At 39.0% G+C, this 12,161-nt stretch carries 15 protein-coding genes, 1 tRNA gene and 1 riboswitch; of the genes, 9 read left to right on the forward strand and 7 right to left on the reverse strand.

The features are described 5' to 3' along the window. Positions 1-8 precede the first annotated feature (8 nt). Positions 9-713, reverse strand: coding sequence for an amino acid ABC transporter permease (locus tag MKZ18_RS03100; protein WP_061784698.1), 705 nt, complete (start codon positions 711-713; stop codon positions 9-11). Continuing rightward, a complete protein-coding gene (locus MKZ18_RS03105; protein WP_061784697.1) occupies positions 697-1,509 on the reverse strand; it encodes an amino acid ABC transporter substrate-binding protein in 813 nt (270 codons plus the stop codon). Before MKZ18_RS03105 ends, MKZ18_RS03100 begins: the two co-directional genes overlap by 17 nt. A 393-nt stretch (positions 1,510-1,902) precedes the next feature. Here MKZ18_RS03105 and MKZ18_RS03110 point away from each other — a divergent pair, with 393 nt between their 5' ends. From MKZ18_RS03110 to thiD, 7 genes are all read left to right on the forward strand, one after another. Continuing rightward, positions 1,903-2,103 (forward strand): hypothetical protein, encoded by a 201-nt coding sequence (locus tag MKZ18_RS03110; protein WP_035319942.1) that lies wholly within the window; start codon positions 1,903-1,905, stop codon positions 2,101-2,103. An 84-nt stretch (positions 2,104-2,187) separates the two neighbouring features. Then, positions 2,188-2,286: riboswitch (TPP riboswitch) on the forward strand. Positions 2,287-2,367: 81 nt separating this feature from the next. Beyond that, positions 2,368-2,994 carry a thiazole tautomerase TenI gene (gene tenI, locus MKZ18_RS03115; RefSeq protein ID WP_025907819.1) on the forward strand — a complete coding sequence of 209 codons (627 nt, stop codon included), beginning with the start codon at positions 2,368-2,370 and terminating at the stop codon, positions 2,992-2,994. After that, positions 2,978-4,105, forward strand: coding sequence for a glycine oxidase ThiO (gene thiO, locus MKZ18_RS03120; protein WP_025907818.1), 1,128 nt, complete (start codon positions 2,978-2,980; stop codon positions 4,103-4,105). The genes tenI and thiO overlap by 17 nt, the downstream gene beginning before the upstream one ends. Then, complete coding sequence (gene thiS, locus MKZ18_RS03125) at positions 4,102-4,305, forward strand: sulfur carrier protein ThiS (protein WP_025907817.1); 204 nt, start codon at positions 4,102-4,104, stop codon at positions 4,303-4,305. Before thiO ends, thiS begins: the two co-directional genes overlap by 4 nt. Positions 4,306-4,310: 5 nt before the next feature. Next, positions 4,311-5,078: a thiazole synthase gene (locus tag MKZ18_RS03130; protein WP_025907816.1), complete on the forward strand. Its 768-nt coding sequence runs from the start codon at positions 4,311-4,313 to the stop codon at positions 5,076-5,078. Beyond that, positions 5,075-6,097, forward strand: coding sequence for a thiazole biosynthesis adenylyltransferase ThiF (locus tag MKZ18_RS03135; protein WP_061784696.1), 1,023 nt, complete (start codon positions 5,075-5,077; stop codon positions 6,095-6,097). Before MKZ18_RS03130 ends, MKZ18_RS03135 begins: the two co-directional genes overlap by 4 nt. Before the next feature lie 20 nt (positions 6,098-6,117). Then, positions 6,118-6,918 (forward strand): bifunctional hydroxymethylpyrimidine kinase/phosphomethylpyrimidine kinase, encoded by an 801-nt coding sequence (gene thiD, locus MKZ18_RS03140; protein WP_061784695.1) that lies wholly within the window; start codon positions 6,118-6,120, stop codon positions 6,916-6,918. Positions 6,919-6,967: 49 nt separating this feature from the next. Here thiD and MKZ18_RS03145 read toward each other — a convergent pair whose 3' ends face one another. Beyond that, entirely contained in the window at positions 6,968-7,588 is a 621-nt protein-coding gene (locus MKZ18_RS03145) for an NAD(P)-dependent oxidoreductase (RefSeq protein WP_025907813.1), read from the reverse strand. A gap of 231 nt (positions 7,589-7,819) precedes the next feature. On the opposite strand from MKZ18_RS03145, the gene MKZ18_RS03150 reads away from it, so the two are divergent. Then, complete coding sequence (locus MKZ18_RS03150; RefSeq protein WP_340842937.1) at positions 7,820-9,103, forward strand: hemolysin family protein; 1,284 nt, start codon at positions 7,820-7,822, stop codon at positions 9,101-9,103. Between the two features lie 84 nt (positions 9,104-9,187). Here MKZ18_RS03150 and MKZ18_RS03155 read toward each other — a convergent pair whose 3' ends face one another. Next, positions 9,188-9,409: an alpha/beta-type small acid-soluble spore protein gene (locus tag MKZ18_RS03155; RefSeq protein WP_025907811.1), complete on the reverse strand. Its 222-nt coding sequence runs from the start codon at positions 9,407-9,409 to the stop codon at positions 9,188-9,190. A gap of 38 nt (positions 9,410-9,447) precedes the next feature. Next, positions 9,448-9,523, reverse strand: a tRNA-OTHER gene (locus MKZ18_RS03160). Between the two features lie 172 nt (positions 9,524-9,695). On the opposite strand from MKZ18_RS03160, the gene MKZ18_RS03165 reads away from it, so the two are divergent. Continuing rightward, entirely contained in the window at positions 9,696-9,938 is a 243-nt protein-coding gene (locus MKZ18_RS03165) for a hypothetical protein (protein ID WP_025907810.1), read from the forward strand. 36 nt (positions 9,939-9,974) lie between these two features. Here MKZ18_RS03165 and MKZ18_RS03170 read toward each other — a convergent pair whose 3' ends face one another. Further along, positions 9,975-11,084 (reverse strand): ABC transporter ATP-binding protein, encoded by a 1,110-nt coding sequence (locus MKZ18_RS03170; protein WP_025907809.1) that lies wholly within the window; start codon positions 11,082-11,084, stop codon positions 9,975-9,977. Between the two features lie 150 nt (positions 11,085-11,234). Continuing rightward, positions 11,235-12,137, reverse strand: coding sequence for a PucR family transcriptional regulator (locus MKZ18_RS03175; RefSeq protein WP_260864956.1), 903 nt, complete (start codon positions 12,135-12,137; stop codon positions 11,235-11,237). Positions 12,138-12,161 lie beyond the last annotated feature (24 nt).

Below are 12,161 nucleotides of genomic sequence, written 5' to 3' on the forward strand. Positions count from 1 at the left end.
ACGGTTATCTATCTTGAGACATAACGGTCAAGCTTTGCTTCAATGCGTCCTTGAACAATGGAAAGAATGGTACACATAATCCAATATAAGAGAGCTGCTTCCGTATAAAGTAGTAAAAATTCATAGTTTGTGGCCGCAATCTCTTGTGCTCGACGAAACATTTCGGTTACTAAAATAAGAGATGCTAACGACGTATCTTTAATAAGGCTAATGAATGAATTTGATAGCGGCGGAATCGATACGCGCGCGGCTTGAGGTAAAATAATACGTTTTAAAGCTTGAGCGTATGTCATGCCGATTGAATAGCCGGCTTCCCATTGACCTTTAGGAATGGATAAGATGGCAGCACGAATAATCTCAGATGCGTATGCGCCCACGTTTAATGAAAAGCCAATGATTGCAGCAATAAATGGATCAATTGTAATGTCTAGCGTTGGCAATCCATAGAAAATAATAAATAATTGCACAAGTAAAGGTGTCCCACGAATAAGTGACACGTATACGCGCGCAATTATAGTAAATATTTTTATAGAAGATAAGCGACCAAGCGCTGTAAGAATAGCTAAAATAAGGCCTAATACAAATGAAATAAGCGTTAGTGGAATGGTATATTGAATAGCTCCCTCTATCATTGGATAGAGGGAGGATTGAGCGATAGAGAGTAAGCGCTCTGCACGCTCAGGGTCAGTAAAGATACTATTTAGGAGAAACATCTTCACCAAACCATTTCTCAGAAATTTTAGCGTATGTGCCGTCTTCTTGCATATCTGCTAAAGCTTTATTTACTTCTTCCACTAACTTACCGCTATCTTTGCGAAACATTAATCCACTTGCTGATGCATCTTCTGCTTCATCCACAATTTTTACAGGTGCATTTGGACGCTGCTTTTTATAGTCTAAGAATGATAATTTATCATTAATTGTACCGTCTACACGTTTTGAAACGATTAGTTCTGCTGATTGCGTGAATCCTTCAACACCCACTAGCTCAGCTTCATATTTTTTTGCTAAATCAGCATAGTTACTTGTGAGTGATTGTGCTGATTTTTTACCTTTCATGTCTTCAAATGATTTAACATCATTATTGTCTTCACGAACAACCAGCACCGCTGCAGACTCAATGTATGGGTCAGAGAAGTCGTATTTTTCTTCACGGTCTGGGCGAATTCCAACTTGGTTAGCAATCATGTCAAAGCGCTTTGCGTCTAGACCAGCAAACATTCCATCCCACTGTGTTTCTTTAAATTCAGCTTTCACGCCAAGACGTTTTGCAACTTCTTGTGCAATTTCAACGTCAAAGCCTGTTAGCTTATTAGCGTCGTCATGGAACGTAAATGGAGGATACGTACCTTCTGTTCCAATTGTCAGAACGCCATCCTCTTTTACTTTTTCGTATAAATCTTGATCACTTTTACTTGCGTTATTTGTTTCTTTGTCATTTGAGCCACAAGCTGCTAGGACAACTGTGAACGCTAATAAAAGGAATAAAAATGCAACTGATTTTTTCATTTTTTGTTAAACCCCCAGTAATTTGATAGGAATTATATTTCTTGATAGCGTAATTGATATTAAACAAGAAGAAGTTAAAAGTCAATAAAAAAACTTCTAATAGATAGTATGGCTTTTCTCAATGGGTTTATGTACTTTGTAGACCATCAGAAAAAGGGTGAAGACTAAAAAAGGAAGAGGGGGCTTAGCACATTTAAGATGATTAGTTTAAGGGTAAAAAGGAAAGGGAATAAGTAGATAGCCGATGATACTTTAACAAACGTGACGCTCTTCTCTTATCGTTTTTGGGACAATTGTTTTATTTTGATCAGATATTCCTTACTCATACTCGAAACTTGTTATAATAGAGAGAAGAGCATTGAAATTAGGATTTGAAAAGTGGAGATAAGTTTAATGAGAAAACGTGAAGTATGGAAATATATTTTATTGATTGTAACAATTGCGGGACAAGTCATTAGTTTTATCTTTTTAATGGTCAACAGTATAGCTGCTTTGTTATTCTACGGATTTTATATTTTAACATTTGCCATCTTACTGAGCTCATTTCTGTGGGAAGAGCATAGGGAAAAAGAAAAAGAGCTCGAAGATTATTAGCTCAATACATGAGAAAAACGGTCCAGTAGGTTGTAATCACTCACAAATATGTTATACTTCTAAATGAAAAGTGAAAATATTAGAAAAAATCACTAGGGGAGCCTTTATGGCTGAGACGAAAAATTCGGACCCTTTGAACCTGATCTGGTTTGTACCAGCGTAGGGAAGTGGATGAGCCATGTTTACATAATTAATGCATGCCAAACCACTCTACGTTGTAGAGTGGTTTTTTTACGTTTATGTCGAAATAAAGGTGAGGATGCTATGGTACCCAAGTTACACGCTGTGTCAACAGGGAAACAGCCTCTTGAACAGCTTTTGAAAATTATCAGAGACATTGAACCATATGTAGGAGCTATCCATATTCGAGAAAAAGAGCGAACGGCACGAGAGTTAGAAGTGCTTATTGGAGACCTGAAAAAAGAAGTTCCGGCTTCAAAGCTAATTGTTAACGATCGAGTAGATGTAGCTTTTGCTGCTCAAGTCAAAGGTGTGCATTTGGCTTATCACAGTCTAAGTGCTCAAGGAGTAAAAGCACATTTTCAGCAATTGATTGTTGGTAAATCTGTACACAGCGTTAAAGAAGCAAAGGAAGCTGAACAATCAGGCGTCGACTATGTCATTTATGGTCATATCTATCCATCGCAATCAAAACTGGGTCAAACACCTCGGGGACTTGAACAGCTGAAACAAGTCGTTGATTCAGTGCAGATACCGGTAATTGCAATCGGGGGAGTTATGCCTTGCAATGTAAGAGAGGTATTGAGTACAGGGGCACATGGCGTCGCTGTCATGGCTGGTGTATTTAAAGATGAAAACCCGTTACAAGCGGCAAAGGAATACGGTGAACAACTACGAAAGTGGAGTGATACATATGGAGGCACATTATGATGCGCTCGTTATTGGTGGTGGAGTTATTGGAGCTTCAACTGCGTATCAGCTTTCTAAAATGGGGTATAAGGTAGCCATTTTGGAAAAAAATCAGATTGGTTGTGAAGCATCGGGAGCAGCTGCTGGAATATTAGGAGCACAAGCTGAAATTGATGAAGAAGGGCCTCTTTTGGAACTAGCCATTCGAAGTAGAGCACTTTTTCCGAATCTGGTAGCTGAATTAAAAGAAAAAACAAATATTGATGTTGAGCTCATTCAAAAAGGCTTGTTAAAAGTAGCAACAACTGAAGCTGAAGCAAACGTGCTACAAGACAAAGCGGAGCGCCACAGACGGTGGGATTCAGACGTTAGGTGGTTATCTCCTGACGCAGCAAGTGAAGCTGAACCGCTCTTAACCCCTGATACATACGGGGCGATTAGCATCCCAAAAGATGGACAGCTGATGCCAGCTAAGCTAACTCATGCTTTGGCACACGGAGCTTTATACCATCAAGCGGCAATTTATGAGAACTGTCATGTCCATCACTTTATATACGATAACAAAAAGGTAGTTGGCGTTCGGACATCAGCGGGCAACTTTTACAGCGACCAAGTGATGGTAAGTGCAGGTGCTTGGACAAAAGAGCTGGTGGCCGCTATTCATCCAAAGCATCTGTTTCCTATTAAAGGTGAGTGTATATCTCTCACGACGAATCAGCCAAGCATTCAAAAGACTATTTTTTTAGATGAAGGATTTTATATTGTTCCAAAAGCAGGAGGAAGAGTAGTGATTGGAGCTACAAAGCGCGCCCATGATTACACGAAGCACGTATCTGCAGAAGCTATTGAATTTCTAATTAGCAAAGCGATTTCTCTCGTTCCATCACTTGCAAATGCATCGTTTGAAAAAGCATGGGCAGGACTTCGTCCGCAAACAGTAGATGGGTGGCCGTATTTAGGACAGCACCCTGAGCTAGATAATGTTTACTTAGCTTGTGGGCACTACCGAAACGGTATTTTACTAAGTGCGATTACAGGGAAAATTATGGCGGAACAAATGATGGGTGAACATCCAAAACATTCCTTTTTTACGGCTTTTCGCTTACAAAGAGAAATGGAGGGAACGTATTGAACTTAATAATTAATGGGAAAAGCGTTGATATAGATTCCTCAATTCAGACGGTTTCTCAACTATTGGAATCAAGAGATTTACACGAGAAAGTGGTTATTGTCGAGTTAAATAAAAAAATTTTACAAAAGCAAGATCATGAAAAAGCGTTGCTATCAGAAGGCGATTTATTAGAGATTGTTTCATTTGTAGGAGGAGGATGAAAGTTATGTTGAAAATAGGAAAATATGAATTTGCATCTCGTTTGCTTTTAGGTACAGGGAAGTTTCCAGATTACACAACGCAGCGTCAAGCAGTGGAAGAATCAGAAACAGAAATTTTAACATTTGCAGTGAGAAGAATGGATATTTTTGATCAGTCTCAGCCTAACTTACTTGAAGCTCTTGATGTTAAAAGATTTACGCTCTTACCAAATACAGCTGGAGCCAAAAATGCTGAAGAAGCTGTTCGGATTGCAAAGTTGGCAAAAGCATCTGGGCTGTGTGATATGGTCAAGGTTGAAGTAATTGGCTGTGATAAAACGCTATTGCCAGACCCAATTGAAACATTAAAAGCAAGTGAAGAATTGCTAAAAGAAGGATTTACAGTGTTAACGTATACGTCTGATGATGTTGTACTTGCTAGAAGACTCGAGGAATTAGGCGTTCATGCTATTATGCCTGGAGCTTCTCCAATTGGATCAGGACAAGGAATTATTAACCCGCTGAACCTGCAGTTTATTATTGAGCAATCTAATGTGCCTGTGATTGTAGATGCGGGTATCGGTACAGCTTCTGATGCTGCCAAAGCAATGGAGTTAGGTGCAGATGGTGTTCTACTAAACACGGCTGTATCAGGTGCAAAAGATCCTGTAAAAATGGCTCGCGCGATGAAGCTTGCAATCGAAGCGGGGCGTGATGCTTACTTAGCTGGTCGCATTCCATTTAAAGAATATGCGGTAGCCAGTAGCCCAACAGAAGGGATGAGCATCGGGTGACAGCGCGCTATTCACGTCAAGAGCTCTTTTCTCCAATAGGTAAAGAAGGACAGAAAAAGTTATCACAAAAGCATGTCTTATTAATTGGAGCAGGTGCGTTAGGGACAGGAAATGCGGAAGCGCTTGTTCGAGCCGGAGTTGGAAAGTTAACAATAATTGACCGAGATTATGTGGAGTGGAGTAATTTGCAGCGTCAGCAGCTTTATAGCGAGAGGGATGCAGCTAATCGTATTCCAAAAGCAGTAGCTGCTTCGGAAAGGCTCGTCGAAATTAACGGAGATGTTGATATTGAAGCGCACGTAGCGGACGGGACTCCTCAATTTATTGAACAGCTGTTGGTAAACGTGGATTTAATAATCGATGCTACGGATAACTTTGATACACGGCTTGTGATAAATGACTTATCACAAAAACACCGAATTCCCTGGATTTATGGAGCATGTGTGGGGAGCTATGGAATTAGCTATACGATTGTTCCTAGAGAAACCCCATGCTTAGCATGTTTGCTGGAATCAGTACCTTTAGGTGGAGTTACGTGCGATACGGTAGGGATTATTAGCCCTGCTGTCCAAATGGTTGTTTCACATCAAGTCACGGAGGCACTAAAGATTCTTGTAGAAGATCATGAGGCGCTACGGTCACAGCTAGTATCATTTGACGTTTGGAGAAATGAATACCGTACCATAAATGTTCATGCTCTAAAATCGGATGAATGTTCATCGTGTGGTCAACACCCAGTTTTTCCTGCGCTTCAATTTGAAAACCAGTTAAAAACAGCGGTACTATGCGGACGTGATACTGTACAAATTCGCCCTGCAAAGGCAACAAAAGCACCTAACATAGTGGAGTTAGAACAGCATTTAAAAGGTAAAGGGTACCGAGTGGACCGAAATCCGTATCTTTTGTCCGTAGCAATTGATGATTATCGCCTTGTTGTGTTTCAAGATGGAAGAATCTTTGTACACGGCACAAAAGATACAGTAGAAGCAAAGAATCTTTATCACCGTTATATCGGGTAAATGACGAAAGGAAGATTTTTATGAGTGTAGCAAAAGCATTGACAATCGCTGGCTCTGATAGCGGAGGAGGAGCCGGAATTCAAGCAGACTTAAAAACATTTCAAGAGCGTAAGGTATTTGGAATGTCCGCTATCACAGCAGTAACGGCTCAAAACACTTTAGGTGTTCAAGGTGTGTATCCGTTAACTGAAGAAGCAATTGCCACGCAAATTGATTCAGTTGTTACTGATTTGCGTCCGGATGCTATTAAGACTGGCATGATTTTTAGCTCTGATATTATTCGTATTGTTGCGGATAAGCTACGTAAGTATGAACTGAAAAATGTAGTAGTGGATCCGGTTATGATTGCAAAAGGGGGACAATCACTACTTCAGCAAGAAGCTATTGCTGCGCTAAATGATGTACTGTTACCATTATCTGAAGTCGTGACGCCTAATATTCCTGAAGCAGAAATTATGACGGGATATGAAATTACAACAATGGAACAGCGCAAAGAAGCAGCCAAAAGTCTTCATAGCCTTGGAGTGAAAAATGTGGTGATAAAAGGGGGACATGACAAATCACAAGAGGAGATGGTTGACTTAGTGTACGACGGTCAGTTCTTTCATGAAATTGTTCATAAGCGTGTAGATACGAAGCATACGCATGGAACAGGTTGTACGTTTGCTGCTTGTATAGCAGCCGAGTTAGCTAAAGGGACAACTCTTCTAGAATCCGTTCAGCTTGCTTCAGATTTTGTTCATGCTGCGATTAAGGACACGTTACAAATTGGAAGCGGGCATGGACCTACAAACCATTGGGCTTATCGCAAGCTTACGTAAAACAACATGACAGCAAAAAGCAGCATCTCTACTTTTGAGATGCTGTTTACTATTCACTCAGACCCACTCGGCAACGGATAAATTGAGGATCTAACAGTTCTTTATAAATAAAATGAGCGGTGTCACCTGTGGATATTTTTTTTTCATCTAAGGGAAGGACGTTTTTTTCAACGCGGTAGCGCTCTGTAATATGTCCATCAGGTAAGTAAGTAGGGCATACAATCGTCCAAAGAAGGTTACTCTCTTTCAAGGTCAGAAACCCTTTTAGGTGATCTTCAGCAGCTCTTGTAAGCTTACGCTTTGATTCACTAGACTGAAATCTGTATAGTGAAGGTTCCGTTCGTGTTTGTAAAATCCCTGCTGTGCCGACAGTAATAATTCGTTCAATACCTTGATTATTCATTGCTTTCACAATAACAGGCATGCTTTCTGAAATAACGTTAGCTCCGTCTGTACCAAGTGTACTAATGACAACGTCTTGCCCGTGAAATAAGCAATCCAGCACTTTTTCTTCACGAGCGTCTCCTTCAATGACTGTGAGGTTAGCATGTGAAATAGATAGGCGCTGTATGTTCCGAACCAAAGCTTTTACTTTGTGATTGTTTTCCAATAATAGTTCAAGAAGCTGTTGGCCAACGCGGCCTGTTGTGCCTAATAAAGCAATGTTCATATCTCATCTCTCCTTTATGTAAATATACGAAGGGCATGAATCTTTTTTCATAGAATATAATAAAATAGTTTCTAGAAATAACCAAATGAAAAATGGTTTGTAATAGCAGTTGACATTCATTTTCAAATAAGAAGGTTTCTGATATGATATATTTGTACTATTTTGCACTAAAAGGTAAACGCAATTATGTAGTATAAAATTTTATTATTTTTTTAGGAGAGTGAATGACCTTTGGTAGACCTACCCCTGAGTCAAATTATTTTGTTGGCAGTTCTTATCTTATTATCAGCTTTCTTTTCATCTGCTGAGACAGCTTTTTCGAGCGTAAATAAAATACGTCTGAAAAACTATGCTGATGAAAAAAGACGAGGAAGCAAAAAAGCGCTGTTGATTACTGAAAACTTTGACCAAGCGTTATCCACCATTTTAATTGGAAACAACATTGTAAATATTGCTGCATCGTCTATTTCGGCGAAAGTAGCAATTGATTTATTCGGCGGTAATTCAGCGCTTGTCATCAGTACAGTAGTTATGATCATTTTAATTTTAATCTTTGGTGAAGTATTACCTAAATCATTAGCAAAAGAGCATGCGGAAAGCTTCACATTGATGATATCCGGTATTTTATACTTTTTAATCAAAGTACTAACACCAATCTCTTATCTCTTTGTTTTGCTGAAGTCTGGTGTGTCAAAGCTATTTACAGGTAAAGAATATAGCCCTTCGGTTACTGAAGAAGAAATTAAAGTAATGGTTGATTTAAGTGAAGAAGAAGGCGTTATTGATAATCAAGAAAAAGAGCTTGTTCATCGTTCGTTAGAGTTTAATGAAATTGTTGTTGGACAAATTCTTAAACCAAGAATCGATATGGTAGCGATAGAGGTCAATCAGCCGATTGATGAAATAAAAGAAATCTTTTTAGAAGAACGATATTCGCGAATTCCAGTTTATGAGGACAATATTGACAATATTATTGGGATTTTATCAGAGCGCGATTTTTTAACATACTTAGTTCAAGAAAAAGAAGTAAATCTTCGTGAATTAGTACGTGAGCCAATGTTTGTAGTCGAATCAATGAAGATTTCTGTTTTACTACCTGAATTGCAGAAGAACAAAGTACATATGGCAATCGTTGTAGATGAATTTGGTGGCACTTCCGGTCTAGTGACGCTTGAAGATATTTTAGAAGAAATAGTAGGCGAAATTTGGGATGAACATGATGAAGCTGTTCGCTATGTTGATCAAATTAGTGAAACAGAATTTGAATTTAATACAGAAATTCCGCTTGATGATTTCTTAAAGTATGTTGAGGTACCGGCACCAGAAAGTTCTTACCATACGCTTGGCGGCTGGATTTTCGAACAATTTGAACGAGTTCCTGTTGCAGGAGATTTCTTTAGTTATGAAGGCGTAACGTTTACAATTAAAGAGGTTGAAAATCGTCGGATTCGTAAAGTCAACGTTCAAATTCAGTCAATGTTAAACAACGAAAGCGAAATGGAAGTAGCAGACTAAAGACGGTATCTTACTGTCGTGAAAATAAAGAGCACCTCAACAGCTGTTGAGGTGCTCTAGCCATGTTATAAAATTGTGTAAATATTAGTACTTGCCGCCACCTAATTGTTGCTCAGCTAATTGTACTAAGCGCTTAGTGATTTCGCCACCAACAGATCCGTTTGCACGAGCTGTTGTGTCTGGCCCTAAGTTTACGCCAAATTCACTTGCGATTTCGAATTTCATTTGATCGATAGCAGCTTGAGCTCCAGGTGCTACTAACTTGTTTGATGAATTGCTGTTTGATGCTTTTTGGTAGTTTGCCATGTTTATTCATCTCCTCGTTAGATAAAATAATAGTAGTATGGTTGAGCTAGCTGGAATTGAACCAGCGTGGATAAGTTTAGCAAGAAACTTATCTGCCTACCTAGGCGTAGCCCAGTAGTAGATGTTTGCTTTGTTGTTACTAGTAGTATGATAAAGCATTCAAAAGTTTATACATCAGAAAATATTAGTAATTATTGGTAAATTAAAGGAAAATCAGTAGAGTAGAAATAATGGAGTTGCACATATTATGTATATCTTATCGAAGTGAAGAAGGGGTAAGGAAATGATGCATATATGTGAGCTTTGCAATGGGCTGTCCACTTTATCTGAATATTGTAAGGTATGTGGCTATGAGTTAAGCGATATGGGAAAGGTTAGCGACTATTTCGATGATTACAGCGCGTATATGGAAATTGATGAATTAAAGCTTGAAAATGGCATTTCAAATGATTACGTGCAGCATATGTGCACACATTTTTTCTATTGTCAGAGATGTCAGCACGAAGAGATTAAGTTCATTAAAGAATAAAAAAGAGAAGAGTTTTTCCTCTTCTCTTTTTTATTCTTATTCTTTTTCTGCACGAATGCGGCTTTCTGTTTCCGCGTCAAAGAAGTGAGCTTTATTTAAGTCTAATGCTAAAGTAAGCTTTTGCTGGGCTTTTACTTCAGAACGAGCGTCTACGCGAGCGACGAAGTCTTGTTCGCCAATTTTAGCATAAACCATTGTTTCAGCTCCCATTAGCTCCGACACATCAACATTAACGGTTACTTTTGTGCCAGCTGAAGCTTCAATGAAGACAGGCTCGTCATGGAAATCTTCAGGACGAATACCTAGGATAACTTCTTTATTTACATAACCTTGGTCACGTAATACTTTCATTTTTCCTTCTGGAACTGCCAGAACAGAATCGCCTACCGTAATTTTACCATCTGATAAGTTTCCTTTTAGGAAGTTCATTGCAGGTGAACCAATAAATCCGCCTACGAATACGTTTTCTGGCTTTTCATATACCTCTTTAGGCGTTCCGACCTGTTGGATAATACCGTCTTTCATAACAACTAAGCGACTAGCCATTGTCATTGCTTCCGTTTGATCATGCGTAACGTAAATTGTTGTTGTACCTAAGCGTTGGTGCAACTTAGCAATTTCAGAGCGCATTTGCACGCGAAGTTTTGCATCTAAGTTTGATAGCGGCTCATCCATTAAAAATACTTTTGCATCACGAACGATTGCACGTCCTAATGCTACACGCTGACGCTGACCTCCTGATAAAGCTTTTGGCTTACGATCTAGGTATTGTTCTAACCCAAGAATGCGCGCAGCATCTTTTACACGACGGTCAATTTCATCTTTTGGAAGTTTACGAAGCTTTAATCCAAACGCCATGTTGTCATATACAGTCATATGAGGATATAATGCGTAGTTTTGGAATACCATCGCAATATCGCGGTCTTTTGGAGCAACGTCGTTCACGCGCTTATCATCAATATAGAAATCACCTTGTGAAATTTCTTCTAAACCTGCTACCATACGTAGAGTTGTTGATTTACCGCAGCCAGATGGCCCAACAAATACGATAAACTCTTTGTCTTCAATATGAAGATTAAAATCTTTTACAGCCGTTACGTTTTTATCATAAATTTTATAAATATGCTCTAATTTTAATTCAGCCATTTCTCATTCTCCCCCTTGAATATGTGCCCTTGTTATTATGAAACCGCTTTCTGTATGAATAGTGTACGATGAATAGAAAAACTGGTAAATGGAAGATGTGCACAAAAAAATGAAAAGGTTTTCGTGCATGTTTACGAAAACCTTTTCATTTTATTGATTTAGAGACTCAGCTGCTAAGATAGCAAGGTAAGCTGAAACGGCCCCTTGAAAGTTTTTAATATCTAAATCCGTTCGGTCAATAAACTTATCAATGCGATACTGCAAGCTGTTCCGGTGCATGTATAGCTTCTTTGCAGCAAGTGATACATTCAGGTTGCACTCTAAATAACATTTAACAGTGTTAAGCAAAGTTTCATCATCTTTTATTAACGATAAAATGGTATTCATTTGTTCCTTGGCAGCGGGAGACATCTCTTTAATCAACCAATAGGGGAGCGTCGTTGAAAGCTTGATCACCTTTTCTTTTTCAAACACTTTTTGAACTTGTTCAAACCAGCTTTTCTCCATGTGAAAAGCACGAGAGGGTGAGAAAGGAAAAGAGTGCAGCTGTCCTTCAAAAAACTGCATATCACTTTCAAAGTCATGTGATAAAATTGTTACGCTGTCCTGTAAATCTCTTGTTAATTCTGATGAGTCCGCTACTTTTTCAATAATTACTCCGCTTTGTAAGTTGTCCCATAAGATGGTAATGGGCGTTGCATACATGGATGAAAGGGCATCTTCAAACTCTGTGTGCTGTTCAAACAAACGTTTAATTGAAAAGTAAGTAAAGCGAATAAGCTTGAATTTATCCAGCTCATCTATCACCGCAGGCTTGTCTTCGAATAGTAGCTGATACCAATATGATTGTTCTGCTGACAGCGTGGTGGTCATTGCTTCGTAAGGAATAAGAAACGCTGAGAGTAGAGCAAGTTCCTTCTCAGAAAGTGCGTCTTGTTCAATTCCAATAAAATGATATCCATCGCTTCGAAACCATTTATATTGGTGAAAGTGGTAGGGAACATCTGAATATAGTAGTTTATTGCCAAAGATGCTTTTTAGTTGCTCCATCATGAAACTCCTTTCTGCTCTGTACTT

This window comes from Priestia sp. FSL W8-0001 (genome assembly GCF_038050335.1).
In the GTDB taxonomy this organism is placed as follows: domain Bacteria; phylum Bacillota; class Bacilli; order Bacillales; family Bacillaceae_H; genus Priestia; species Priestia flexa.